At 48.4% G+C, this 25,474-nt stretch carries 20 protein-coding genes; 12 read left to right on the top strand and 8 right to left on the bottom strand.

Features of this window, described 5'->3' with window-relative positions; translation table 11 throughout:
• Positions 1 to 18: 18 nt before the first annotated feature.
• The 5 genes from VC28_RS15695 to VC28_RS15715 all read right to left on the bottom strand — a co-directional run bounded on the left by VC28_RS15695 (position 19) and on the right by VC28_RS15715 (position 3,413).
• On the bottom strand, positions 19 to 870 hold the full coding sequence (locus tag VC28_RS15695) for a UDP-2,3-diacylglucosamine diphosphatase (RefSeq protein ID WP_053094217.1): 852 nt from the start codon (positions 868 to 870) through the stop codon (positions 19 to 21).
• An 83-nt stretch (positions 871 to 953) separates the two neighbouring features.
• Positions 954 to 1,178 carry a hypothetical protein gene (locus VC28_RS15700; protein ID WP_049631478.1) on the bottom strand — a complete coding sequence of 75 codons (225 nt, stop codon included), beginning with the start codon at positions 1,176 to 1,178 and terminating at the stop codon, positions 954 to 956.
• A gap of 154 nt (positions 1,179 to 1,332) precedes the next feature.
• Entirely contained in the window at positions 1,333 to 2,118 is a 786-nt protein-coding gene (gene znuB / locus VC28_RS15705; protein ID WP_049632451.1) for a zinc ABC transporter permease subunit ZnuB, read from the bottom strand.
• Positions 2,111 to 2,914 (bottom strand): zinc ABC transporter ATP-binding protein ZnuC, encoded by an 804-nt coding sequence (gene znuC, locus VC28_RS15710; protein ID WP_049631479.1) that lies wholly within the window; start codon positions 2,912 to 2,914, stop codon positions 2,111 to 2,113. Before znuC ends, znuB begins: the two co-directional genes overlap by 8 nt.
• Entirely contained in the window at positions 2,907 to 3,413 is a 507-nt protein-coding gene (locus VC28_RS15715) for a Fur family transcriptional regulator (RefSeq protein WP_049631480.1), read from the bottom strand. The genes znuC and VC28_RS15715 overlap by 8 nt, the downstream gene beginning before the upstream one ends.
• 150 nt (positions 3,414 to 3,563) lie before the next feature.
• On the opposite strand from VC28_RS15715, the gene VC28_RS15720 reads away from it, so the two are divergent.
• Positions 3,564 to 4,481: a zinc ABC transporter substrate-binding protein gene (locus VC28_RS15720; protein WP_049631481.1), complete on the top strand. Its 918-nt coding sequence runs from the start codon at positions 3,564 to 3,566 to the stop codon at positions 4,479 to 4,481.
• On the opposite strand, the gene VC28_RS15725 is transcribed toward VC28_RS15720, so the two are convergent.
• Both VC28_RS15725 and VC28_RS15730 read right to left on the bottom strand, forming a co-directional pair.
• Positions 4,449 to 4,757: a hypothetical protein gene (locus VC28_RS15725; RefSeq protein ID WP_049631482.1), complete on the bottom strand. Its 309-nt coding sequence runs from the start codon at positions 4,755 to 4,757 to the stop codon at positions 4,449 to 4,451. The genes VC28_RS15720 and VC28_RS15725 overlap by 33 nt on opposite strands.
• A 296-nt stretch (positions 4,758 to 5,053) precedes the next feature.
• Positions 5,054 to 5,311 carry a hypothetical protein gene (locus VC28_RS15730; RefSeq protein ID WP_049631483.1) on the bottom strand — a complete coding sequence of 86 codons (258 nt, stop codon included), beginning with the start codon at positions 5,309 to 5,311 and terminating at the stop codon, positions 5,054 to 5,056.
• Between the two features lie 411 nt (positions 5,312 to 5,722).
• Here VC28_RS15730 and polA point away from each other — a divergent pair, with 411 nt between their 5' ends.
• Positions 5,723 to 8,506, top strand: coding sequence for a DNA polymerase I (polA, locus tag VC28_RS15735; RefSeq protein WP_049631484.1), 2,784 nt, complete (start codon positions 5,723 to 5,725; stop codon positions 8,504 to 8,506).
• Positions 8,507 to 9,155: 649 nt separating this feature from the next.
• On the opposite strand, the gene yihA is transcribed toward polA, so the two are convergent.
• Positions 9,156 to 9,797, bottom strand: a complete 642-nt coding sequence (yihA, locus tag VC28_RS15740) for a ribosome biogenesis GTP-binding protein YihA/YsxC (protein WP_049631485.1) — start codon at positions 9,795 to 9,797, stop codon at positions 9,156 to 9,158.
• 225 nt (positions 9,798 to 10,022) lie between these two features.
• Here yihA and VC28_RS15745 point away from each other — a divergent pair, with 225 nt between their 5' ends.
• The 10 genes from VC28_RS15745 to VC28_RS15790 all read left to right on the top strand — a co-directional run bounded on the left by VC28_RS15745 (position 10,023) and on the right by VC28_RS15790 (position 25,471).
• Complete coding sequence (locus VC28_RS15745; RefSeq protein WP_049631486.1) at positions 10,023 to 10,706, top strand: c-type cytochrome; 684 nt, start codon at positions 10,023 to 10,025, stop codon at positions 10,704 to 10,706.
• Positions 10,707 to 10,946: 240 nt separating this feature from the next.
• Complete coding sequence (locus VC28_RS15750) at positions 10,947 to 11,597, top strand: thiol:disulfide interchange protein DsbA/DsbL (protein WP_049631487.1); 651 nt, start codon at positions 10,947 to 10,949, stop codon at positions 11,595 to 11,597.
• A gap of 118 nt (positions 11,598 to 11,715) precedes the next feature.
• Complete coding sequence (locus VC28_RS15755) at positions 11,716 to 13,401, top strand: GGDEF domain-containing protein (RefSeq protein ID WP_049631488.1); 1,686 nt, start codon at positions 11,716 to 11,718, stop codon at positions 13,399 to 13,401.
• A gap of 50 nt (positions 13,402 to 13,451) precedes the next feature.
• A complete protein-coding gene (locus tag VC28_RS15760) occupies positions 13,452 to 14,096 on the top strand; it encodes a methylamine utilization protein (RefSeq protein WP_053094218.1) in 645 nt (214 codons plus the stop codon).
• A gap of 12 nt (positions 14,097 to 14,108) precedes the next feature.
• On the top strand, positions 14,109 to 16,445 hold the full coding sequence (locus VC28_RS15765) for a putative bifunctional diguanylate cyclase/phosphodiesterase (RefSeq protein WP_049631489.1): 2,337 nt from the start codon (positions 14,109 to 14,111) through the stop codon (positions 16,443 to 16,445).
• Positions 16,442 to 17,344, top strand: a complete 903-nt coding sequence (locus tag VC28_RS15770; RefSeq protein WP_049631490.1) for a DUF3034 family protein — start codon at positions 16,442 to 16,444, stop codon at positions 17,342 to 17,344. The genes VC28_RS15765 and VC28_RS15770 overlap by 4 nt, the downstream gene beginning before the upstream one ends.
• Before the next feature lie 2 nt (positions 17,345 to 17,346).
• A complete protein-coding gene (locus VC28_RS15775; RefSeq protein WP_049631491.1) occupies positions 17,347 to 17,772 on the top strand; it encodes a group I truncated hemoglobin in 426 nt (141 codons plus the stop codon).
• A gap of 144 nt (positions 17,773 to 17,916) precedes the next feature.
• Positions 17,917 to 20,427: a glycoside hydrolase family 9 protein gene (locus tag VC28_RS15780; RefSeq protein ID WP_082191569.1), complete on the top strand. Its 2,511-nt coding sequence runs from the start codon at positions 17,917 to 17,919 to the stop codon at positions 20,425 to 20,427.
• A 334-nt stretch (positions 20,428 to 20,761) separates the two neighbouring features.
• Positions 20,762 to 23,797, top strand: a complete 3,036-nt coding sequence (locus VC28_RS15785) for a TonB-dependent receptor (protein ID WP_049631492.1) — start codon at positions 20,762 to 20,764, stop codon at positions 23,795 to 23,797.
• Between the two features lie 159 nt (positions 23,798 to 23,956).
• Positions 23,957 to 25,471, top strand: coding sequence for a tryptophan halogenase family protein (locus VC28_RS15790; protein WP_231591788.1), 1,515 nt, complete (start codon positions 23,957 to 23,959; stop codon positions 25,469 to 25,471).
• Positions 25,472 to 25,474: the final 3 nt, after the last annotated feature.

Raw genomic sequence — 25,474 nt, forward strand, 5'->3', positions numbered from 1 at the left:
GGGTTTTCTTGCTCAATCTCAGGCTGCTTCCAGTGCAGCCTGCGCGTCCAGCTCATGCCAGCGGGTGGTGTCGCTGTGGTGCAAGAGGCGCATGTTGCCCTGATGGTCTTCAACCAGCGCAGTGCAGTTCTCAATCCAGTCGCCGCAATTGGCGTAGCGTAAACCGCCTTCTTCGCGCAGTGCAGGATAGTGAATATGGCCGCAGACAACGCCGTCGTAACCGCGTCGTTTGGCCTCGGCAATGGCCTCCCGCTCATAGGTTTCAATCGCCGCCTTGGCACCTTTGATATTGCTCTTGATTAATCCGGCCAGTGAAAAATAGGGGCGACCCATAAGCTTGCGGATGCGATCAGACCAGCGATTGATAAACAACAAGAGTTCATAACCGTGGTCGCCAATAACCCGCGTCAACCAGCTGTGGTTGATGTAGGCATCCATCGCATCGCCGTGCATGATCAGCAAACGTTTGCCATCGGCAGTCACATATTCATGTTCCTGCGCAATTTCAATTGGGCCGAATAACTGGCCAGAGAAGTGGCGGATAGGATCATCGTGGTTGCCGGGCACATAGACTACACGCACGCCTCTGGCTGCCAGCTCATAGAACTTCAGCATCACCTGATAGTGTTTGGGTGGCCAGCAGAAGCGGCGCTTGAGCGACCACAAATCCACAATATCGCCCACCAAATACAAGGTGTCGCAATGGATGTGGTTGAGGAAATCCAGCAGGTAATCGGCTTTGCAATCGCGAAAGCCTAAATGGATATCCGAGATCCATATGGTGCGGGCATTGATCAGCGCGCTGGTCGGCTTGGGTGGGGTTTTATCGGCAACTAAAAAGTCGGCAGCGAGGGGATTGGCATGGGTCATGGTGCATTTCCGTAGCTGTTTCATCCCAGTCTGGGATCAACAGATGACGGAAAGGCAACATTTTGATGAATTTTGGGTGACAGTTAACCCGCGCGGCTAACGGAGGTGGGTTGTTCTTGAATTAACCAGTGAAGCACCGCCTGACGGCTTTCCAGCATCTCGCAGTAGGTTTGCAGGACAATCGGGTTGGGGCTGGGTTGTTGTTGCAGGTGCTTGATGCGCGCCAGTAAAAAGTCGATGTCATGCTGTACTTTTTCGGCCACTTCCGTGCTGTTGAATGCTTCGTTACCAATATTGAGAATCGTCATTAGGGCGTTATCCTTGCTGATTTAGCCGCCAAACTGTGACTGGGTGTCAAGGCGGGATGCTGCTCAGTATCGCGGAATCCCAAATGTGAAAACAGTCGCAATTCTCCGCAAATCTTGTGAGATATTGCCTACAAGATTGTGCAGGGAGGGCAGTTTAGGCCTGTTGTTTTTTGAGTAGTGTCAGGCAAAACAGGCTGGTGGCAGAGAGCACTATGGCGGGGCCAGCCGGGCTATCCCACCAGTAAGACGCGGCAAGACCGGCACAAACCGCCGCAATTCCCAGCAAACTGGACACTATCGCCATCTGCTCCGGGGTGTGTGTCAGGCGGCGGCTCGCCGCTGCGGGGATAATCAGCAGCGCGGTAATCAATAAAACCCCCACCACTTTCATCGCAATAGCGATGACCAGCGCCATCAGTAGCATCAGTGCCGTGCGCACACGGGTCACAGGTACACCTTCAACTTGCGCCAGCTCTTCATGCACGGTGATCGCAAGCAGCGGCCGCCAGAGCCACATCAGCGCGCCAATCACCGCGAGGGAAATAATCCAAATGCTCACCACGTCGCTTTGGCTGACCGAGAGAATATCCCCAAACAAGTAAGCCATCAGGTCGATCCGGCTGTCGCTGAAGACACTGACACACACCAGCCCCAGCGCGAGGGTGGAGTGGGAGAGTATTCCGAGCAGGGTGTCGGTGGCGAGGAAGCGGTTGTGCTGAAGAGCGACCAGTATCAACGCCAGTAGTAAGCAGCCAAGGGCGATGGCGACATTCAGGTTGATGTCCAGCAGTAAGCCAAATGTAACGCCGAGTAGGGCTGAATGCGCGAGGGTATCGCCAAAATACGCCATGCGACGCCAGACCGCAAAAGCGCCCAAAGGGCCTGCAACCAGGGCAACCGCGATTCCGGCAAGCAGCGCAAGTACTAGAAAATCAGGCATGGTCATGTCCGCAATGGCTGCCATGGCGATGCACCAAAGACGCAGGTTTGCTCTTGATAACATCGCCATGGGCATCGTGCTGGTGATCGTGATGATGAGTGTAAATTGCCACCTGTGGGGCATTTGCCAACCCGGGAGTATCGCCAAAGAGTGCGAGGTAGGCGGGGTCGTTAGTGACTTGCTCCGGATGGCCCTCGCAGCAGATGTGCTGGTTGAGGCAAATAACGGTGTCGGTAGTGGCCATCACCAGATGCAAATCGTGGGAGACCAGCAGCACTCCGCATTGGCGGCGGTTGCGGATTTCATTAATGAGTGCGTAAAGCGCCGACTGGCCGGTCACATCTACGCCCTGTACAGGTTCGTCCAACACCAGCAGTTGTGGATCGCGCAGCAGCGCTCGCGCCAGCAAAACACGCTGGGTTTCACCGCCCGAGAGCGACTGCATGGGCATATTGATCAGCTTGTCGATGCCGGTCAGTGCCAGTGTTTCAGGTAAATCCGCGCGTGCTTTGCCTCCCAGTGCAAGGAAGCGCGCGACCGTTAAGGGCAGGCTGGCATCAATGTGGAGTTTTTGTGGCATGTAGCCAATGCGCAAGTCCTGTGCTTTCTCGATCTTCCCCTCATCGATCTTGAGTAACCCAAGTACTGCGCGTACAAGCGTGGTTTTACCTGCGCCGTTGGGGCCTATAAGGGTCACAATTTTACCGGCTTCCAGTGTCAGATCGGCGCGTTGGAGAATCTGGCGGCCGTTGCGCGTAACACATAACCCGCGCGCTTTGATCAGATACTCACTCATGATGGCATTCTGCTCCATGGCCGGTTGCGCAGTTGGAGCACAGGCCGGATACCTCCAGCGACTGGGCTTCCACAGTGAAACCGGCATCCTGGGCGACATCCAGTATTTGCTTGCTCAGTGCGGGCTGGTCGAGTTCGATCGCAATGCCGCAGGCACGACAAATCAAAAAATGGCTCTGGTGTTTGGTGCCGGGCGACGGGCAGCCAATAAAGGCATTGAGTACGTTAATTCGGTGGATCAGCCCCTGTTCCAGTAAGAAGTCCAAGGCGCGATAGACCGTCGGTGGTGCCACGCGGCGGGTGTTGGCTTTGGCCAGCATTTCCATCAGCGTATAAGCGCCAAGGGGCTTGTGGTTTTGCCAAATCAGCTCCAGCACCTGCAGGCGCAAATCGGTCAGGCGCACACCGCGGCCTATGCACAGCTGTCGGGCAGATTCCAGCGCATCGCTAATGCAATGGCTGTGGTCATGGTGGCTACAGGCGATGGGGGTGTGTTCCATAAATGTCCCGGTATGTTTCCCCGTAAGGAATAGGCTGGATGCAGTACTTAAGTGCAGTACGCAAGACAGTTAAAGAGGAAAGTCAGCAGCTGGCTATGTTACTCTATAACCTTTCGTCTGGCATATAGTTCACGGGGTCGGGATAGAGTTATGCGGTATTGCGGTGTTTTGTTGCGGGATGCCTTGTTCTCTGCTGCCCTGCTATTGGTTGTTGCTATACCTGCCCAGGCAAAAATCCAGCTGTTGGCGAGTCTTAAGCCATTGGCACTTATCGCACAGGAAGTGGCCGGTGATCAGGCGGATGTCGGCACGCTCCTGCCTGTCAGTGCATCGCCTCACGACTATCCCCTCAAAATGTCCGACCACAAGCGCTTGCGCAGCGCCGACCTTGTATTGTGGATCGGGCCGGAAATGGAAAGCTTCCTTGCCCGCCCATTGGCGAATCTGAAACCGCAGCAGGTAATGACAGCCTATCAATTGGAAGGGCTTTATTGGCCTGAGGCGGATGAAGCGGATCATCACCATCACCACCAAAACCACTCAGCGCATGAAGGAAAAGATCCGCATATCTGGCTTGATCCGCGCAATGCGGCACTGATTGCGCAGGCATTGGCTGAGCGTCTGGCGCAGCTACAGCCGGATTCTGCGCAACAATTTCGTGCAAATGCACAGCGATTCAGCACATTGCTCCAACAGTTGGATGAGCAATTAATGCAGCAGCTGACACCGGTAAAAAATCGGGGGTTTGCGGTTTACCACGAAGGCTACGGGCATTTTGTTGGGCGTTATGGGCTGCATCAGGTCGCCTATGTGACTTACATTCCAGAGCGTCGCCCCGGAGCAAAACATCTGCAGGAATTGCGCGGTGTGCTGGCGAAAGAGGGTGAATGCCTGTTTATGGAGCCTTATTACAAGATGGATGCCATGGAAGAGATGGCCGCGTCACTGGATTTGCGTGTTGGCTTGCTGGATCCTATTGGCGGCCAACAAGTATCCAGCTATCAGCAATTATTGGAACAACTTGGGCAGGGTTTCTTAACCTGCCTTGCGGATGGGCGTAACGGTTGATGGGCTGACGGATGTCAACGCTGCCGTGCTAAACGGCTTGCGCATTTTTACCCCGCGCGCTTCCAGCATCTCTAATTGACGTTTGTTTAATTCCATCAAGAACGCATCAAAGTAATGGCGAATGTCTTTATTGATAGACGATGCCGCTTCTTGCAGTAATCCCAGCATACCTTCCTGTGTCGCCATGCGGTGACGGATCCCCGTTGTGTGGTACACGCAACTCGCCAACTGTTGCATGCGAAAAATTGCAGTCTGGGAAAAGATCAGTGTATCCATAGCATCCTCCAATGCGGTTTAAAGCAAGTATTAGCGGCGTAAGATCATGCTAATAGTGGGCTTACTCTTCGAGTCTAGGCCAGAAAATAAGCAGCGCGAGGGAGTCATGCGCCAAGCTAAACGCAAATTACAAATTTGTGATCGGCACAAAAAAAGAGCCCTGCGGCAACCAAACAAAAAGTTATAAGGTCGGGCGCAGGGCTAATACACGAGGAGAAAATAAGGGAGATAGTCCAATCAAAACAACAGCTTAAAGAAAGCTCACTGCATCGGTGACTAACCGATGCAGCTACAACTTAAAGGGCAAATTGTTGGGCAAGCTTGGCTTCCAGTTTCTCTTCCAGATTGGCATTTGCCTCTTCGGTCAGAGAATCAGTTTTTGCAGCCAGTTCATCAGCAATACGCGCTTCTGCGTCTTCCTGAGTTTCAACCCAAACTGTCTTAACGCCGATATCGGCAGCAGCCAAGGTCAGGTCTTTGTTCGTTGCCTCGTCGGCAAAAGCGCCGGTGGCAGTCAAAATCAATGTTACAAATACGAGAGCGGTTTTTTTCATCGTGGGTTCCTCCGATGGTTTGTAAATCCAGTTGCCTTGTGAGCAACCTTTCTGTTGTGTTACTTGGGGTTAGGTTCACCAGTAACGAGCGGGTTTTGCTTTGTTACTGTATGTTACGCATGGTAACACATATATTTTTGTTGACTAGAGGAGTGTTAGGCTTTTTTGTTATGTGAAGTAATTTTTTGTGAATAAATACCGAAACTTAGCAATAAAACTTAAAAAAACTAACAACTTTGGCGCGCGGTAACACATTTTTGTTTAAGTAACACTTTTTAACACTCGCGCAAAGATTCTGTTATCGGTGCTGTGTGCGCTGTATCGCTTGGGCTTGGTTTGCAGGTGTTTGGTGTATCCTTCTCCCCTTAAATCACCCATCCAATTGCCGTATTGACAGGCTGTTTTCTTATTATGACGACTACCGAAATTCAAAATCCCGCTGCCCCCCTGGTTCTGGTCGATGGTTCTTCGTATCTGTACCGCGCGTATCACGCTCTGCCACCTTTAACCAATTCCAAAGGTCAGCCGACAGGTGCGGTAAAGGGGGTGATCAACATGATGCGCCGCCTGCGCAAGGACTATCCGGATAGCCAAATAGCGGTGGTGTTTGATGCGAAAGGAAAAACCTTCCGCGATGACATCTTTGCTGAGTACAAAGCCAATCGCCCGCCAATGCCGGACGATTTGCGCCCGCAAGTGCAACCTATTCACGAGATAGTGCAGGCAATGGGGTTGCCTTTGTTTGTGATTGAGGGTGTAGAGGCCGATGATGTGATAGGCACGCTTGCGCATCAGGCAACAGCGCAAAAAATGCCGGTTGTTATCTCGACGGGTGATAAAGATATGGCGCAATTGGTGAATGAGCACGTCACGCTCGTTAACACCATGACCGAAACAATTCTGGATATTCCTGGTGTTCATGCGAAGTACGGATTTGGTCCGGAATTGATGGTTGATTACCTCGCGCTCATGGGAGACAAGGTGGACAACATTCCCGGTGTGCCCGGTGTTGGTGAAAAAACTGCGCAGGGATTAATTCAAGGCGCGGGCGGTCTTGATGCTATCTATGCGGATTTGGAAAAAGTGCGCACCTTATCGTTTCGCGGCGCGAAAACCATGCCGGAAAAATTAATCGAACATCGCGACATGGCGTATTTATCCTATCGCCTCGCCACGATCAAAACCGATGTTGAATTACCGTTTGCGCCTCATGAAATTATTTGCCAGCCGGAAAATAAACAGCGCCTGCGCGAATTGTTTGAAGACTTGGAATTTAAAAGTTGGGTGAATGATTTGGGTGGTGCATCGTCATCTGCCCCAGCGGCCACATCAGAAGCAAGCGCGCCTATCGTTGAAGAGGTTGCAGTGCCGCAAGTAGTTGCAGTTGAAAAGCGTTACGACATCATCACCGATAAAAATACGTTTGCCGATTGGTTGGCGCGTTTGCAAAAAGCCGATATGTTTTCGTTTGATACGGAAACGACTGCACTGGAAATTATGGATGCAAAAATCGTCGGGCTTAATTTTGCGACGCAAGCGGGTGTTGCCGCTTATGTGCCTTGTGGCCACGATTATATGGGCGCACCGGAACAATTGCCGCTTGAGTGGGTGCTGGAGCAATTAAAGCCTATTTTGGAGGATGCATCCAAAATTAAAATTGGCCAAAATTTAAAATACGATCGCAGCGTGTTATTAAATTACGATATCGAATTGCGCGGAATTGTATTCGATACCATGTTGGAATCTTATGTGTGGAATTCCATTGGCAGTCGCCACAATATGGATGATCTTGCGCAAAATTATCTGGACTATAAAACGGTTACCTTCGAAGAAATTGCAGGTAAGGGTGTAAAACAACTGAGCTTTAATCAAATTAAAGTTGAAGATGCAGGGCACTACGCTGCAGAAGATGCGGATATTACGCTGCGCTTGCATCAGTTTTTTTGGCCGCAGTTGTCGCAAATACCAAGTCTTAAATCGGTGTTTGAAAATATCGAAATTCCGTTAGTGCCGGTGCTATCGCGTATTGAGCGCAATGGTGCGTTGGTGGATGCAAAATTGTTGGGTCAACACAGCATTGAATTGGGTGAGCGTTTAACGCAGTTGGAGCGCAAAGCTTACGATATTGCCGGACAAGAATTTAATTTGAGTTCACCTAAACAATTGGGCGTGATTTTATTTGAGCAACAAAAATTACCCATCATTAAAAAAACGCCAACAGGAACACCTTCAACTGCCGAAGAAGTGTTGCAAGAGTTAGCGCTTGATTATCCTTTGCCAAAAGTGCTGATGGAATATCGTGGGCTTGCGAAATTAAAATCGACTTACACCGATAAATTACCGCTGGAAATTAACAAGCGCACCGGTCGCATTCATACAAGCTATCACCAAGCGGTAGCAGCGACTGGCCGTTTGTCGTCACAAGATCCCAACTTGCAAAATATCCCTATCAAAACCGAAGAGGGGCGACGCATTCGCCAGGCATTTATTGCGCCTGCCGGATATAAATTGGTTGCAGCAGACTATTCGCAAATCGAACTGCGCATCATGGCGCATTTGTCGGATGATGCGGGTTTATTGAGTGCGTTTGAAAAAGGTCTGGATGTACACCGGGCAACCGCAGCGGAAGTATTTGGTGTGGGTTTGGATGCGGTAACCCCGGAAATGCGCCGCAGTGCCAAAGCAATCAATTTCGGTTTGATCTACGGTATGTCGGCGTTTGGACTTGCCAAGCAATTGCATGTTGGCCGTAATGAGGCGCAGCAATATATCGACCGTTATTTTGAGCGCTACCCCGGTGTGCAGCGCTATATGAATAACATTCGTGCGCTGGCGCATGAGCAGGGTTTTGTGGAAACCATTTTTGGTCGTCGTTTATATCTGCCCGATATCAACGCCAAAAATAAGAACCTGCAAATGGCAGCAGAACGCACCGCGATTAACGCACCTATGCAAGGCACAGCGGCGGACATCATTAAAACGGCGATGATTAAAGTGCAGTCTTGGCTGGATGAAACAGGGCTGGATGCCAGGATTATCATGCAAGTACATGATGAATTGGTGCTTGAAGTGGCTGAAGCGCAATTGGAGCCTGTGCGCCAGGGGCTTATCGAGCGTATGTCGGCAGCGGCAGCACTCAAGGTGCCGCTATTGGTAGAAGCCGGGGTGGGCAGTAATTGGGATGAGGCGCACTAAGCGCTGCCAGACACAGTCAATCTGAATGGAATCTGAATTATGGTGACCGGGCTCGTGCCGGTTACGCTAAAACGAGAAAAATGTGCATATTTTTTGATTTTTAACTATTTGATTTTTAATGATATTTTCAAATTAACAAAAGATTGTGCAAATTTTTTAAAAATAGTTTGAACTTATTGGTAAATGGCTGGGTCTCAGTAATGTGTGTTTTACGATCATGAGCTAACTCCTCCCCTAATGGCGTTTAAGCCAGCTGAGCAAAGTTACTAGCTAAGCCAACCCCGATAATATCGGGGTTTTTTTTTGCCTGTTATTTGACAGTTTCGCTGGCTGTCTCTTCCCCTATCCTTGCCTTGCTATTGTCATTGAATGAGCAATTGTGCAAAAAGTGTTGCAGTTACAAAGCTTTACGTTTGTTGCTGAACTTTCGTTTAACCGACCCTGTCATACCGGTAACTCGATGGTGAGCCGGCCCAATTGGTTTGGCACCCTGTGGAATGTTTTCTTAGTTGATTTGCTTGTGTCCGTTTACTAGCCCATCTGGCATCACCCCAAGGGTGCCAGTCCTTTGTCCGGTGATTCGTTGAATCACCGGATTTTTTTTGCTTACTCGCCGGTACTACTCAGTATTGCTTGGTACTACTTGGTACTACTCGGCAGTAGAGTCTTCTGCCGGTTGTTCGCTTTGTTCAGGTGCAAGCCATGACTGGAGCTTATGTTTCAGGTCATCGATTCCGGTATTTTTGAGTGCGGAAAAGCACTGCACACTGACTTCATTGCCCAATTTCATCAATTTGAGCTGCTTCTGTACCGCGAAAAGCGAATTGTTGGCTTGCATGCGGCTGAGTTTATCGGCTTTGGTCAGCAATATATGGACAGGCATGTGGCCGCGCACCGCCCAGTTGAGCATGGTGGTATCAAATTCCTGCAGTGGATGGCGGATATCCATCAATAAAATCAGCCCCTGAAGCGACTGACGTTTTTGCAGGTACTCCGATAAATCCCTCTGCCACTTTTCCTTTTGCTCGCGCGAGACCTTGGCATAGCCATAACCGGGTAAATCAACCAGGCGCTGTGTATCGCTCAGGTTAAAGAAGTTGATGAGCTGGGTACGGCCAGGTGTTTTACTGGTGCGCGCCAGTTTTTGATTGGTTAACGCATTGATGGCGCTGGACTTCCCGGCATTGGAGCGGCCGGCAAATGCGACTTCATAGCCGTTTTCCGGCGGGCATTCGCGGATGCTGGGAGCGCTCTTGGTAAAATAAGCCTTGGTAAATACGATCTCGGTCAAGATAATAACCCTTCAAAATAGTGTGTTATTAGCGCGTTGGTAATATAATGCCGCCGCTTTTACCGGCCGCCGTGCGCGCCAAAAGCGGGATTCATGCGGGATTTGAGGTGCGATTGTAGCCTGTTGGCTTGTCATTAAGCGAACCGGCAGCGGCTTCCCGGCTATTTTCCCTGTTTAAAGACGTACGCATAACAATCAGATTCATCGATCAAATCGGATTAGCCAATGAAACTTATCGTAAGAAATGTCCTTTTATCACTAGGTTTGGTTGCTGTTGCCCAAGGTGCGATGGCGGCAGGAGATGCTGCAGCCGGTGCCACCAAAGCTGCGGTATGCGGTGCGTGCCACGGCGCAGATGGTAATAGCATGGTCGGGACTTTCCCGAAATTGGCAGGTCTGGGCGAGCGCTATTTGCTGAAACAGCTGCACGATATCCAGGATTGGGATCTGGAAAAAGATGCCGCCAAAAAAGCAGTGACTGGCCGTGAAGTCCTTGAGATGACAGGCATTTTGGCAAACCTGACCGATCAGGATCTGGCTGATATCGCCGCGCATTATGCGGCCCAGACGACCCAGTTATCCGGTTCCAAAAAAATTGAAGTCCAAATCAACTCTGGCATTAAAGTGGATGGTTTGGAATTGGGCGAGCGCACCTATCGCGCAGGTAACCCAACCACTGGCGTACCCGCCTGTACTGGTTGTCACGCGCCAGATGGTAAGGGTAATGCTCCTGCGGGCTTCCCCCGTTTGAGTGGCCAGCATCCTGAGTATATCGAGAAGCAATTGCGTGCATTCCGTGCAGGTGATCGCACCAATGACGGCGACCAAATGATCATGCGCTCAATTGCAGATAAATTGAGTGATGCAGAGATCATCGCATTGGCAAACTATATTGCCGGTCTGAATTGATTTGGGTGCGCTGATCGGATGATATCTGCCCCCGTGTGCAGGTCGTTGCACTCAGGCAGGTAAATAAGAAATGTAAAAAGGCGGCTTCGGTCGCCTTTTTCGTATCGCCGCACTTTACATCAGCTGCACTGCGCTGGAGAATCCGGCACCCCCTATGGGAACTTGAGCCAGTTTTGCAAGACTAATCGGCATCTATACAACCCCGTAGATACTGATCAATAAATAATTGAGGAGCGATTTATGCGTATTTTGGCCGCCCTGATGGGCTTGGTTTTCTCGTTGACCGCTTGTGCCCAAGAGGCGTCGAGCGAGTATCTTGAAGGTAAGCACTTCGTACTGTTGGAACAGCCAGTGCGCACAGCAGATCCAAGTAAAATTGAAGTGGCAGAAGTGTTCGCTTATTCATGCCCGCATTGCTTCGATTTTGAACCCATGTTGCATGCCTGGGAGAAAAAACAATCCAGCGATGTTTATCTGGCGCAAACCCATGCTATGTGGAATCCGCAAATGGAGCCATTGGTGCGTGGTTACTACACATCAGTTGCTTTGAAAATAAAAGATAAAACCCATATGGACGTGTTCAAAGCCCTGCATCTGGAGCATAAGCAAATTGTCTCTGCAGAGCAGTGGGCCGATTTTTTTGCCAGCTACGGTGTCGATAAAGCCAAAGCATTAAGTACTTACAACTCCTTTGGTGTAACCAGCCAGATCAAACAAGCGGAAGCGCGTGCGCGCAGTTACAAAGTGACTGGTACTCCGGAGATGGTGGTTGATGGTAAATACCGTGTCAGTTCCCGTTTGGCCGGTGGCCATGCGGAAATGCTGAAAGTGGTGGATTTTTTGGTAGCCAAAGTGCGCGCCGAGCGCGGACTCAAAGCGCCAGCGCCCTGATCCGTCGAGCCGAACAACAAATTAACGAAAACCCGCACCGGGTGACTGGTGCGGGTTTTTTTATGGCTATACTCATTCGTACCCCTCACTTAGCCCCATACAGGTCCGCAACGTTGTTATGACAGTCAATTCCGGCGATAAAAATAACTGGCGAGAGAAATACCTTAATGCCCTTGATGAACAAGAACAGCTAGAGAAAAAGTTTGCTGCCCAGCAGGCCTTGCTGCGCAGTGCTTTGGTTCGGGTCAGCGTCGCTGCCGATGGGCAGGATGAAACCCTCGACCAGATCATGGCCAAGTTGCGCGAGCAACTGCGCAGTGACATCAGCGCAGTTGATATGACCAGTATCCTATCCAAGCTGGAATCTGCCGCCCTGGAATTTGAGCAGCACCGCGATCAGGGCTCGCAAGATATTCGTCAGGCGCTGATGGATATCACCAAACCCCTGCAGCAATTCAAGTTGTCGCGCGCGGTCAAAAAAGAACTGGGTGAATATCTGGCGCTGTTGCCGCAGCGCAGCAAAAAAGTACGCCTTTATCCTGCTTTGCTGCAAGAGTTGGCGAGGATACAACAGCAGGCACTGGCGGACATTGAGCAGCCAAAAAGCGGTTTGTTTGGAAAGATACTGGGCGGTAAACCTGCCGCTAAAAATACCGATCCTGACAACACAGATACCGAAGCCAGTGTGATTGAAAATTTACCGGCTCCGTTTCCTGATGTGTTAACGCCGGAAACATCAACTGTCCCGCAAGACACCTATCTCACCGCTGCTTACGCAGAGCAAATCCATCAGGTGCTCAACCAGTTTTTCACGAGCCTTGAGAGCGAATCTGCCATCAAAGCCAAAGTGGAATCACTGCGCAAAAATATGGTGCAAGGCATCAATGCCCAAAATTTGGTACCGCTGCTAGGGAATCTGCGCGATCTGGTGATGGAGGCTTATCTTGCCGCCAATAATGCCTTTGCAACCTATCTGAAAAACGTCAATCAGGAATTGGCAGAAATTTATATGTTGCTGGGCGGCGCAGTCAAAAATACTGAAAGTGAGCGCGCTGCATCGCGCAAATTACAAGATGATGTGATGCGCGGCATGAGCGATCTGGAAAGTAGTGCCGACAGCGCCACTGACATCAATCAACTAAAAGACCATGTGAAATCCCAGCTTGGCAATATCCGTCAAGTGATTGATCACTACCAGCAAACCGATCACGCACAACAAGCGCTGGCTGAGCAATTGCAAACGCTCGGAGCCAAAATCAAAACCATGGAAGTGGAGGCAGAAAAAAATCGCACCACGCTGGAAAACCATCGCCAAAAAGCATTGCGTGATCCGCTCACCGAATTGCCCAACCGTGAGGCTTACAACGAGCGTGCGCAAGCGGAAATACAACGCTGGCAACGTTATGGCCGGCCACTCACCATTGCCATTTTTGATATCGATCATTTCAAAAGAATTAACGATACCTATGGCCACCAGGCAGGTGACCGGGTGATTAAAGTGATTGGGCGATCAATCGCCTCGCGTTTGCGTGAAGTGGATTTCTTTTGCCGTTACGGTGGTGAAGAGTTTGTTGCGCTCATGCCTGAAACAGACAGCCAAACTGCATTGGTCGTGCTTGAAAAAATACGTGAAGCCATTGCCAGTGCAGCATTCAATTATAAAGACCAGCCTATGTCGATTACCTTGTCTGTAGGTGTAACTGAATTTAAAACCGGCGATATGTTGGATGTTGCATTTGATCGCGCTGACCAAGCGCTTTACACCGCAAAATCCTCGGGTCGCAATCGCTGTCACTTGGCTTGATCAAAAAAGTGCGGGTGTATAAAAGTAGCGAATAAATACAGGATGATGTGATGAAGAGTAAATGTATCAGTCAGTTGATTTTTGTAGCTGCGTTGTTCATAGCGCAATACAGCGTGGCTGCCCAATTGGAATTGCAGGTGCTCGATGATAAAGGCAATCCGCTGAAAGACGCGGTAGTCGCATTGGTACCTGAGAAAAAAATTGATTTTACCAGTGTACCTACAGCGATTATGGATCAGCGCCAGAATATGTTTGTGCCGGGTGTATTGGCAATTCGTGTGAATACCCAAGTGCGCTTTCCCAACAGTGATGATGTGCGCCATCACGTTTATTCTTTTTCCCCTGCCAAAAAATTTGAATTGCGTTTGTATCACGGCATGACAGCGGAGCCAGTGCTGTTTGATAAACCGGGCACAGTTGTGTTGGGTTGTAATATCCACGATTCAATGGTGGCATATATTTATGTGGTAGAGACTGACTATTTTGCGGTTACCGATAACGCAGGCAAAATCAGCCTTGCCGCTCCTGCTGGAATGTACCAGCTGCAAATCTATCATCCACAGATGGGTAGCGAGTTTCCTGAGTCAACCATCAAATTGGATGAGTCACAGCCGCTGAACAACAGTATCAGTGTGAACAATCTTGTTGCTCCCAAGGCCAGCGATGCCAGCGACGAATTTTCCGATTTATTTTAAGCAGGTTCTTGCATGCCAAAGTTTAGTTACCTGCTCAAATTACTGACGTTTTTAATTGGTCTGGTTGTCATTCTGGAGGCTATCTCCTATCTAACCACTCGCTTGGTCATTAACAAAGCGGTTACCCAAAACGCGCGAGCTGAGTTGCTTTCGGGCGGTGAATTATTTTCCCGAATCATGCAAAAAAATATTGAACAGTTGGCGTTGTCGGTAAAAGTTTTGACGGAAGATTTTGGTTTTAAAGATGCCGTTGCTACCAGTGATGAAAAAACAATCGCGTCAGCATTAATCAATCACTCTGCACGTGTTAAAGCGGATATCGGCGTACTTATCACCCGTGATGGAAAATTTATTGCCAGTGATGAAATGTTTGGTCTGCAAATTACCGATGAATTTAATAGCTTGAAAACGCAGGCGCAAAATCGTGGGCAGGCGTATGACATTATTATTGTCGATGGCCGCGCCTATCAGTTCGTTATGTTTGCAGTAAAAGCGCCAGTGATTATTGGTCTTGCCGGTATGGGCTTTGAAATAAAGCAGGAATTCAGTAACGACTTGCAGCGCTTGACCGGCTTGGAAGTATCGTTTGTGATGCATGATGGGCAAGAGTTCCGTTATTTAAATGGAACACAAGAGGGGCTATCACGCGATGATTTGGTCAAACAACTTAATCGTGATGCGCAACAAGGCGAAGTGTTTGTTTATGATGATTTGATTACCTTAGTGGCACCTGCTTCGCGTCAAAACAACCATTTACTTGCGGTACTGCAAGTACCTCTTAGTCAGGTGATGGCTCCGTTTTCGCGTTTGAATGTCCAGTTGTTTATATTGGCATTGGTATTTGCGCTACTTGCGGGTATTGCTGCATTGTTTTTAGCGCGCAGCGTGACGCGGCCAGTGCTTTTGTTGGCGGATATCGCACGTAAAATTGCCAGTGGTTTTTATACAACACCCATCGCGGTGACATCCAAAGATGAATTGGGTGATCTGGCGCGCGCATTCATTTCCATGCAGCAAGCAATTGGTGAACGTGAACAGCAAGTCCTTTATCAATCCGAGCACGATCCACTCACTGGCTTGCCTAACCGGCTGCGTGTTTTCCCTGAATTGGAAGATGCGATTTCACGTTCGCACCCACTCAAAAAATCCGTCTACTTATTAGTGATCGATATTAAAAACTTCACCCAGATCAACGATGAGCTCAGCCAGGAAATTGGGGATGTGGTATTGCGTGAGGTGGGGCAGAAGATTGCGCGCATACTTACGCATGGCGAAGTGTTGCGCTTAGGGAGCGATGAGTTTTTGGCTATCCTGATGGCAGACAATAAAGAATCGGTCAGCGAGCTGGCAGAATTAATCCATTCCGCTTTTAAAACGCCGCTGTTGGTAAATGGCTTGCAGGTGAGTATTGAAATCAATATTGGCCTTGCGAGTTACCCGGAAGATGCAAACTCTTCCGATTCATTATTGCGCCGCGCAAACCTTGCGTTGAATGAAGGCCGTAATAGTGAAAGGCGCACCAGTTGGTACGAGCAGGGGTGGGATGAAAAACATTTGCGCCGTTTGCATTTGTTCCGCGAATTTGAAAGCTCATTAAACAATGGTCACATCAGTTTGTATTATCAACCCAAAATCAATTTGGAAAAGCCGGGTACCTTGGGTGCTGAGGCATTGGTGCGCTGGCACCATCCGGAAATGGGTTTTATTAATCCTGAGGAGTTTATCGGTGTCATTGAAAGTTCGGGCCAGATTACACTACTGACTCGTTGGGTACTGAAAACCGCTGTTGCCCAATTGCGCATCATACAGTTGGATGAAAAAATAACAATAACCTGTTCAGTTAATTTATCGGCATTGGATTTATTGGTCGATGATTTACCTGCTTACGTAGCTGAATTATTACAAACATATAAAGTGCCAGCAGAGAATCTGTATTTGGAAATCACTGAAAGCGCGATTATGCGAGAGGCCGATAAATGCCTCAACAACTTGCGACGTTTGCGCGATTTGGGCGTGACATTATCGATAGATGATTTCGGTACTGGTTATTCATCGCTATCGCAATTAAAGAAATTACCTGTCTCTGAATTAAAAATTGATAAATCGTTTATTTTGAATTTGGATACCAGCGCAGACGACCAACTGATTGTGCGCTCAACTATCGACTTGGGGCATACGTTGGGCTTGAGCGTAACAGCCGAAGGTGTTGAATCCGAGGCGATTAAATTATTGTTAAGGCAATACGGTTGCGATACAGCGCAGGGTTATCTTTACAGCAAACCATTGCCCGCAAACGATTTTATCCAATGGGTTCACCGCTATTTAACGCAATTGGAATCATCATCATGAAACGACTATGGTGGCTATTGGTGGCCTTGGAATTGTCTGCCAGTGTTTATGTCTGTGCGGCTCATGCCGCTACACTGGAGCTGGAAAGTGACAACAAAATTTCGCGCAGCCGGTTATTGGCAACCGGTGGTGCCAGCACCATTGAAGGCTCGGCCGGTGGTGGCATTGTGCCTATGGCAGTATTGTCGGGTTACGGCGCGCAGGAAGAGCAGGGGGCGGTTGCATTTGGTAGTTATGTCGATACTGGCGATTACCAGTTGGAAGTGATCGGTGGCAGTTGGAGCTGGCGCAACCGGATTGAATTATCCATCGCACAACAAAAACTCACGCATGATTCACTCACTGCAGCATTAAGCCTGCCGACGGATTCCATTAGCCAGCGAATTATCTCGGCCAAAGTGCGTGTAGCGGGCGATTTGATTTATACCCCGATGCCGCAAATCAGTGTGGGTGTGCAGCATAAAAAAAATCTGGATTTTTTAGTGCCCGGTGCGGTAGGTGCAAAAAAAGATTCAGGTACTGATGTGAATATCACTGCAACCAAATTAATTCTGGGTGGATTTTTTAATCGCAATTTATTACTCAATGGCAATCTGCGTTACACCAATGCCAACCAGACTGGGTTAGTTGGTTTTGGTGGCGATAAAAATGATGACAAAGAATTATTGCCGGAACTATCGGCGGGCGTGTTGCTCAATCGCCATTGGTTGGTTGGCACAGAGTACCGGCAAAAGCCCAACAATTTATCGTTCATAAAAGAAGATGATTGGCAAACCGCCTTTGTCGGTTGGTTTCCTAATAAACGTATTGCTGTGGTGGCAGCTTATGTTGATTTGGGGGAGGTGGCCACATTCAAAAACCAGACAGGTTGGTATCTCTCACTTCAGGGGAGTTTTTAATCATGAAAAAAATATTCGCTAGTTTCCTTTTTACGCTTCTGTTGATGGCTTGTACGAATCAATCTGCGCAACAGCCGTCGCTTTATGATGCTTTGGGGCAATACGAGGGCATTAACAATATTACCCATCAACTGATTTTGAACATTGCCAAAGATGAGCGCGTTAAGCATCGTTATAAAGGCGTGAACATGACAAAATTTAAAAAAGGAATGTCGGATTATGTCTGCGCTGCGGTGGGAGGGCCTTGCAAATACTCGGGCGATAACATGCGTTTGGTTCATGCTGGGCACAATTACACCAACACCGAATTTAATGCGATTGTGGATAATTTGATTCTGGCAATGGAACAGCGCGGAGTCCCTGTCGTTACCCAGAACCGTCTACTCGCGATATTGGCGCGCGATTATAAAGATGTGGTTTATCAATAAGTCTTTTTGGGCGGTTAACATTATTTAACCTATATCGACAAATTTATTATCTCTCTCTTGAACACATAGGTTTATGCTTTTGTGCGACCTGACTATAACTGGTTTTATCCAGTGCGCACACCAATAACAACAAGGCATACTCCCATGAAAATCTCCACTCAAAAACCAATCGCAACTACAGTGTTTGCGTTGAGCGTGCTCGCTACGGCTATTGCATTTCCTCTACATAGTGCCGCCAATGGGTTGGCGCTTAACGATAAAGATTATTTTGAAATGCAGGGGCTCAACGTCACTGTGTTTAGCGATATTTACCCCGATGGGCATCAGACCGGCGTGACTGTGATCCAGCATGGCAGTCGTGTTGCCGCCAATGGTGATTTGCGATTGGAAATCTCCCCAGGGCAATGGTCACCTGTGCCAGTGGGTGGAAAACAAACCGTCGATAAAAAAACGCAGACGATTACCCAATCGCTTTCTTATCCCGACCCGAGCAAAGATCGCAAAGGCTTTAACCCGATTATTTATCCGGATTTGAAATTCACCTACGACGTAAAAGTCACGGCACTTGATGACAACCAATTTAAAATCACGGTGGATTTGGAAAAACCATTACCGCAAGAGTGGGTAGGAAAAATTGGTTTTAATTTTGAAATTTTCCCCGGTGAGTTTTTTGGTAAGTCCTGGCTGATGGATACACAGGCTGGAATTTTCCCGCAACAACCTAATGGCCCCTTAGTGAAGCCACATGGTGAATATTTAACAGCGCCACTGGCGAGTGGAAAAAAACTGGTGATAGCGCCGGATTCCGACAAGCAGCGTATGGTGATAGACAGTAAAACCGGTGTATTGGAGTTGTGGGATGGCCGCGCCAATCACAATAACGGCTGGTACATAGTACGCGGTGTTATTCCTGCCGACAAAACCACGGCGGCATTGGAGTGGATCGTTACGCCGCACGTGATTAAGAATTGGGTGTACGAGCCGGTGATTCAGGTGTCGCAATTAGGCTATGGTACCGTACAACCTAAAAAAGTAGTGATCGAGCAAGACAAACGCGATACCAAAGCCTCCGCAATTGAAATTTATAAATTATCTGAAAGCGGAAAAACCTTGGTAAAAAAAGCCAAGGTTAAACCTTGGGGGAATTTTCTGCGTTACCAATACATGACCTATGATTTCTCGGACATTACCGAGCCGGGCATGTATCAAATTCGCTACCGCGATAAAATCTCGCACGCGTTTAAAATTGGCGACGATGTATTGTCACGCCATGCATGGCAACCCACCTTGGAATATTTTTTACCAGTGCAGATGTGCCATATGCGTGTGAATGAAAAATATCGCGTCTGGCACGGGTTGGATCATCAGGATGATGCACTCATGATGCCGCTCAATTTTAATCACATCGACGGTTATATTTCCGATGGCAGTACGCGCACTAAATATAAACCCGGCGAGCGCGTTCCCGGTTTGGATGTGGGCGGTTGGCACGATGCGGGCGATTATGATTTACGCGTGGAATCGCAAATGGGCACTGTGTGGCTGCTCGCTACTATGGTGGAAGAGTTTGGTTTGGATCATGACGCAACGTTAATTGATCAGGAAAAAAAGCTGGTTGAAATTCATGTTGCCGATGGCAAAAACGATGCTTTGCAACAAATCGAACATGGCTTATTGAGTGTGCTCGGGGGCTATAAGAGTATGGGGCGTTTGTATCGCGGCATTATTGAGCCGACGATTCGCCAATATGTGTTGCTAGGTGATGCCATGGTGCAAACCGATAACCTGCCATACGACCCATCACTGAAAGAAGGTGAAATTAAAAATGGGAAATCCGGTACACCCGATGACCGTTGGGTATTTACTGAAGATAATCCCGAGCGCGAGTTGGATGCAGCCGCCGGTTTGGCAGCAGCTGCACGCGTTTTGAAAACCTTTAATCCTGACATGGCGAAAGATGCACTGGATGCCGCACAGAATCTTTATCGCATCGCCGCGCCAAAAACCAAACGTCAGGATGTACGTGTGTTTGCGTTAGCAGAATTAATTCTTGCGACTGGCAATGAACAATATCGCAACGAGCTAATCAGTCTGCAAAATGAAATCGTGAAGGATATTGAAAAAACCGGCTGGGCAATTGGCCGTGTTATGCCATCGATTCGCGATGAAAAATTTGTTGCAGCAGTCAATAACGCTGTGGACATCTATCAACAACAAGTACGTGAGCGCGCTAAAACCGAATCACCCTATGGTGTGCCTTATAAACCCAACATTTGGGGGGCAGGTTGGAATATTCAGGAGTTTGGCGTTAAACAATATTTTTTCCACAAATCCTGGCCGCAACTCACTGGCACTGATTCCTATGTGAATGCGTTGAATTTTATTCTGGGCGTACACCCAGGTGAAAACACACAAAGTTTTGCATCCGGTGTTGGTGCTAATTCAGCAACCGTTGCTTACGGTGTGAACCGTGCCGACTGGTCTTATATTCCCGGTGGAGTGATTTCTGGTACAGCCCTGATCCGTCCGGATTTACCGGAATTAAAAATATGGCCGTTTTTTTGGCAGCAAACAGAATATGTGATGGGTGGCGGTGAGGCTAATTACATGTTTTTGGCGCTGGCGGTGGATCAGTTGAACACAAAAGCCAAGTAAGACGGCTCTGCCTCTTCTAAGCGACAACTCACCCCCCAAAAGTGATCTTGTCGCTTAAGTCTCTATACCTTCGTTGCTTATCGTAACAATCCATTCATCGCTATTTCCCTAGGCCACTGCAGACAATGTGTAGTTTTGTAAAGGTCTGTTATGGTCACCTTGCTTAAGTTTTATTAAGTGATTGATTTTCAACAATTATCCCCCGCATCTTTAAAAATCTCTGTTATTGACAACCTTGTCTTGTGAAGTTTATGGTTAGGTGCGACAACGTTGTCTTGTCTGTACAAAAACGTTGGAGAGCTTCTAACAATCAATAATAGCTAGAGGGATAGTCATGACGAATAAACTAAGAAATGCAATCCGGGCGGTAAACCACAAGATAGTTCTCTGTGGTTCAGCGGCAACCTTGGCCATGTTGGCTTCGGGTGTGCAAGCACAGAGCGAAGTTGAAGAAGTACTGGTGCAAGGCGTACGCGCGGCCCAGGAAAGTGCGATCAACACAAAACGTAATGCAGTATCAGTAGTGGACGGTATTTCTGCCGAAGATATCGGTAAATTGCCTGACGTTACTATTTCAGATTCTTTACAACGTATTCCGGGTGTACAAGTGACCCGTACCGCAGGTGAAGGTGGTCCGGTACAAATTCGTGGTTTGGGTAATGTTGGCACCAGCCTGAATGGCGAGACCTTCCTGAGTGCAACCACGATCGACCAATCAGCAGCTGACTTTGGCGATCTGCCATCAACACTGTTCTCTGGTGCGGATATTTATAAATCACCTCTGGCGACCAATACCGTAGGTGGTATCTCTGGTACTGTTAACCTGAAAACCCGTCGTCCATTCGATATGGATGATGGTTGGACTTTCGCAGGTACCGGTGAGATTGATCAAGGTTCTATCAGCAAAGAAGATGACCCAACCTTTACCGGTTTGGTGAACTGGAAAAATGACCGTGTAGGCTTCTTGCTTGCTGGTGCAACCACTGAAAAGAATCTGGCTACCGACTTTAACGGTTACTTCGATACCTCAGAAAACGGTGGTATTGGTGCGACCAATAACAGCCACACTTGGGGCGAAACTCCACTCGGCGATCCTAATATCCGCCATATCGTTCCCCAAGGTTTTGCGGCGTTCCATAAAGCGGAAGAGCGCCATCGCGATGGTTTGAATGCTTCTTTCCAAGCCGATTTGGGTGAAGGTTTTGAATTGGTTGCTGACTATTTTTACAGCGATCAAGAGCGTTGGAACCGTCGTGCTGGCTTCTCGCACAACAACCGCTGGCAGACTTTTGCCAACTACGCAGAAGCGACCGAATACGGTAATGACAGCTTCACTTACGAAGGTAATGAGTGGCGTAGTGTGACAGCCTTCTCGGCGCAGTCCTACCGTCTGCAGTCATTCGCACAGACCAACTACAACCACGAAAAATCGCAAAACTACAACTTTGAGTTGAATTACGACAACGGTGGTGCGCTCACCGGTCAGGTTCGTATGACTCGTGCTGATGCTAACGCCGCTATGCGTCACGGTTATGGTGAAGGCGACATGCTGAGCATCGATTCAGGCTCGCTCGTTACCGGTCCTGGCGGTTTGATTCCGGCCAGTCAGTGCGATACCTCTCGCGGTGACATAGTTGTTGGTGCTAACGGTGGTTGTTTCGCAGCTTACGCACCGGGTGGAATCGAGAGCCGTTTCCGCATTGGTTATGACGTAGCGGGCGATCATCCAACCTTCACTGGCTTTGACCAAATGGTCAATGGCGGTAAGGGTATGCGCACTGTTGCCGAGTATATGGCGGACGTGGACTCCTACCACATCGGTGCTTTCTCCTCTGAAAACAATACCGATCGTGATGCAACCCTGGAAACCTTCTCTACTCGTTGGAACTACAAGTTTGAAGATCAGCCATTCCTGACCAGTGTTGACTTTGGCACGCGCAATAGCAGCCGTTCAGTTGAAAGTAGTCAATTCTCCTACTTCGGTAATTTGAATGGTGGTTGTGCTGCACAGTGGAAAGCAGTTGACCAGTTTGCTGGTTCAGCGTCTGCGTGTGATCCAGCTATGGCACAAGGCGAATTCGTAACGGGTGTTGATCAAACCGGCAAAGCCTACAACAACCAATTTGTTAACTACACCTTGTTGCAGCCCACTCGTCTTGATGAGCACAACAAAGTCATTTGGGTAGATGATTTTGGCGGCGTCAAAGGCATTCCAGGTGTATGGACTATTGATCCACGTACCTTCGATGACACCCTGGCGTTCCAGGAAAAGGTCTTTGGTCCGCAAGCGAAAATTATCAACCCAGGCCAATCGTTTGGTGTTGAGTTGGAAGAGTTCAGCTACTTCCTGCAAGCGAATTTGGAATATGGCATTGTCAGCGGTAACGTGGGTGTGAAGGTTGTCGAAACTGATCTGACGATTGTTGCCAACGAAGTGGGGGCGCAAATGCCGCACTCAGGCACCAACGTGGATACCGGTGATGTTGTGACCAAACGCAACTACATCGATTATCTGCCATCTGCCAACTTGGTTGCTGATGTGGCTGAAGATGTGAAAATCCGTTTTGCTTACGGCGAAAGCATGATGCCTCTGAACCTGTTGCAATGGGGCGGTGGTAAATCTGTAGGCCGTGTGTTTAACGATGAATGTAACTGTATGCGTGTAGCAAACGGTAGCCTATCGGGTAACCCACAACTGGATCCAATCCGTTCTGAAAACTTCGATTTGTCGGCGGAGTGGTATCTGGGTAACGCCTCTATGTTGAGCGCAGGTCTGTTCAAAATCGAGATCGAAAGCTTTATCGAAGATGGTACTGTGATGGTTGATGAGCCGGACTCAGACGGCGTACGTCGCGGTCCTTGGCAGTTCAACGCCTTGGTACAGGGCAAAGGTGGCGAAGTTGAAGGACTTGAATTGGCTGCCAAGTTAGCAATGAGCGATCTTACTGATGCACCTGTGATCAGCAATATGGGCTTTGACGTTAACTACACCAAGTCAGAAAGCTCACAAGAACGCAAAGGCTTTAACGGTGAAGAGTTGCCATTCGTGAACAACTCTAAAGATACCTACAACCTGGTTGCCTGGTATGAAAATGAAGTGATCTCTGCGCGTGTGGCTTATAACTTCCGCTCACCACGCTTGATTACAGGAGGTAACCCTGCAACTGGCCAACAATCCTTGTATCAAGACGATTACGGCCAAATGGACGTGAACCTGACTTACAACGTAAACGATCAATGGTCTGTTTACTTGAACGGTTCTAACATACTGGAAGAAATCCAACAAACTTACGTAGAATTTTCGGATCAAAAAGCGTTCCAAAATATTTATGAAGCACGTTGGGCATTGGGTGCTCGTTTCAAATTCTAATTCTGTCACTTCAGAATTAGTCATACTGAAACACACTTGATCAATAACAAAGCCACGGCGATTCTTCGTCGTGGCTTTGTTATTTGTGTTGGCCAATAAATATTTTTATGCGCTACAGTGTGCGCTCTAGCTAACAAAAATAAACCCAGGGGATTTTTCGTGAACCAACATCACCAAGTAAAATCCATTGTCATCGCCGGTGGCGGAACAGCAGGTTGGATGGCGGCTGCAAAATGTAGCCAACATTTTGCCAAAACCGATATCAAAATTACGGTAGTAGAATCCAGTGAAATTGGCACTGTTGGTGTGGGCGAAGCAACTATTCCAACGCTGCGTCGTTTTTATCAGTCGCTCGGTATGAGCGATGCTGACGTGATGCGCAAAACCAGCGCAACGGTCAAGCTCGGTATTGAATTTAAAGATTGGTACAAGCCAGATACCTCGTTTATTCATCCCTTTGGCTTATTTGGCCACGCGGCCAATGGCATTCATTTTCATCACTACTGGCTCAAATTAAAAACGTTGGGCGATACCAGTAAGCTGGAAGAGTATTCGTTAGGCATTGCGCTGGCACGTGCGAATCGATTTGATTTTCCATCACCCAAACCATCATCGCCGCTATCGGTGTTTGACTGGGCGCTGCATTTTGATGCGGGCAAATTTGCCATGCTTATGCGCGACTATTCATTGAAAAACAACGTACAGCATATCGATGCAAAAATTGAGTCGGTGCAGCTTAATCCTGACAATGGTTTTATCCAGTCGTTGCGTTTGGATAACCACATGGAATTGCATGCTGATTTATTTATCGATTGCACCGGCTTTAATGGATTATTAATTAAAGGTGCATTAAATACAGGCTATGAAGATTGGAGCCAGTGGTTGCTGTGCGACCGCGCATTGGCGGTACAATCGGAATTAGTGGGCGAGCCTGCGGCGCATACTGTGTCTAAAGCTCACTCCGCAGGATGGCAATGGAAAATTCCCCTGCAGCATCGCCAGGGTAATGGCCATGTTTATTCTAGCCGGTTTATGGATGATGCAGAGGCAGAGGCGATTTTGCTGCGCCATATTGATGGCAAGGTTTTGCATGCGCCGCGTAAATTTAAATTTACTGCCGGGCGTCGCGCGCAAGCATGGAATAAAAACTGTATCGCCATTGGTTTGGCAGCCGGATTTTTAGAGCCATTGGAAAGTACGAGTATTGCGTTAATCGAGACCGGCATCGAAAAAATTTGCGGTTCCTTTCCAGTTCCATCTTTTAGCCAAAAAAATATCGACTACTTCAATCAGGTAACCGCGACTGAGTGGGAGCGTATCCGCGATTTTATTATTCTGCATTACAAAATAAACCAACGCACCGACAGCGAATTTTGGCAGCACTGCCGCACCATGAGCCTGCCCGATACGTTGCAACAAAAAATAGATGCCTATCAAGAGCGCGGTGAGTTGCTGCACTTCCCATGGGAAATTTTTCACCCGGATTCCTGGTTGGCAATCTACAGCGGGTTTAATATCTGCCCCAAAAATTATGATAAAAATGTGGATCGCATGAACCCCGAGTATCTGCAGCAGAGTTTGACCGCTATGCGCAAATCCATCGCCGATGCGGTAGCGAGTGTGCCTACACACCGCGAGTTTATTAATGCATTCTGCAAAACAGATGTAGTTTAGGAT

The sequence above is a fragment of the Cellvibrio sp. pealriver genome (genome assembly GCF_001183545.1).
In the GTDB taxonomy this organism is placed as follows: Bacteria; Pseudomonadota; Gammaproteobacteria; order Pseudomonadales; family Cellvibrionaceae; genus Cellvibrio.

What these genes read in the sequence shown, in the direction of transcription:
- VC28_RS15695 (WP_053094217.1), bottom strand. Translation starts at nt 870, where the DNA reads ATGACCCATGCCAATCCCCTCGCTGCCGACTTTTTAGTTGCCGATAAA.
- VC28_RS15700 (WP_049631478.1), bottom strand. Translation starts at nt 1,178, where the DNA reads ATGACGATTCTCAATATTGGTAACGAAGCATTCAACAGCACGGAAGTG.
- znuB (WP_049632451.1), bottom strand. Translation starts at nt 2,118, where the DNA reads ATGCCTGATTTTCTAGTACTTGCGCTGCTTGCCGGAATCGCGGTTGCC.
- znuC (WP_049631479.1), bottom strand. Translation starts at nt 2,914, where the DNA reads ATGAGTGAGTATCTGATCAAAGCGCGCGGGTTATGTGTTACGCGCAAC.
- VC28_RS15715 (WP_049631480.1), bottom strand. Translation starts at nt 3,413, where the DNA reads ATGGAACACACCCCCATCGCCTGTAGCCACCATGACCACAGCCATTGC.
- VC28_RS15720 (WP_049631481.1), top strand. Translation starts at nt 3,564, where the DNA reads ATGCGGTATTGCGGTGTTTTGTTGCGGGATGCCTTGTTCTCTGCTGCC.
- VC28_RS15725 (WP_049631482.1), bottom strand. Translation starts at nt 4,757, where the DNA reads ATGGATACACTGATCTTTTCCCAGACTGCAATTTTTCGCATGCAACAG.
- VC28_RS15730 (WP_049631483.1), bottom strand. Translation starts at nt 5,311, where the DNA reads ATGAAAAAAACCGCTCTCGTATTTGTAACATTGATTTTGACTGCCACC.
- polA (WP_049631484.1), top strand. Translation starts at nt 5,723, where the DNA reads ATGACGACTACCGAAATTCAAAATCCCGCTGCCCCCCTGGTTCTGGTC.
- VC28_RS15745 (WP_049631486.1), top strand. Translation starts at nt 10,023, where the DNA reads ATGAAACTTATCGTAAGAAATGTCCTTTTATCACTAGGTTTGGTTGCT.
- VC28_RS15750 (WP_049631487.1), top strand. Translation starts at nt 10,947, where the DNA reads ATGCGTATTTTGGCCGCCCTGATGGGCTTGGTTTTCTCGTTGACCGCT.
- VC28_RS15755 (WP_049631488.1), top strand. Translation starts at nt 11,716, where the DNA reads ATGACAGTCAATTCCGGCGATAAAAATAACTGGCGAGAGAAATACCTT.
- VC28_RS15760 (WP_053094218.1), top strand. Translation starts at nt 13,452, where the DNA reads ATGAAGAGTAAATGTATCAGTCAGTTGATTTTTGTAGCTGCGTTGTTC.
- VC28_RS15765 (WP_049631489.1), top strand. Translation starts at nt 14,109, where the DNA reads ATGCCAAAGTTTAGTTACCTGCTCAAATTACTGACGTTTTTAATTGGT.
- VC28_RS15770 (WP_049631490.1), top strand. Translation starts at nt 16,442, where the DNA reads ATGAAACGACTATGGTGGCTATTGGTGGCCTTGGAATTGTCTGCCAGT.
- VC28_RS15775 (WP_049631491.1), top strand. Translation starts at nt 17,347, where the DNA reads ATGAAAAAAATATTCGCTAGTTTCCTTTTTACGCTTCTGTTGATGGCT.
- VC28_RS15780 (WP_082191569.1), top strand. Translation starts at nt 17,917, where the DNA reads ATGAAAATCTCCACTCAAAAACCAATCGCAACTACAGTGTTTGCGTTG.
- VC28_RS15785 (WP_049631492.1), top strand. Translation starts at nt 20,762, where the DNA reads ATGACGAATAAACTAAGAAATGCAATCCGGGCGGTAAACCACAAGATA.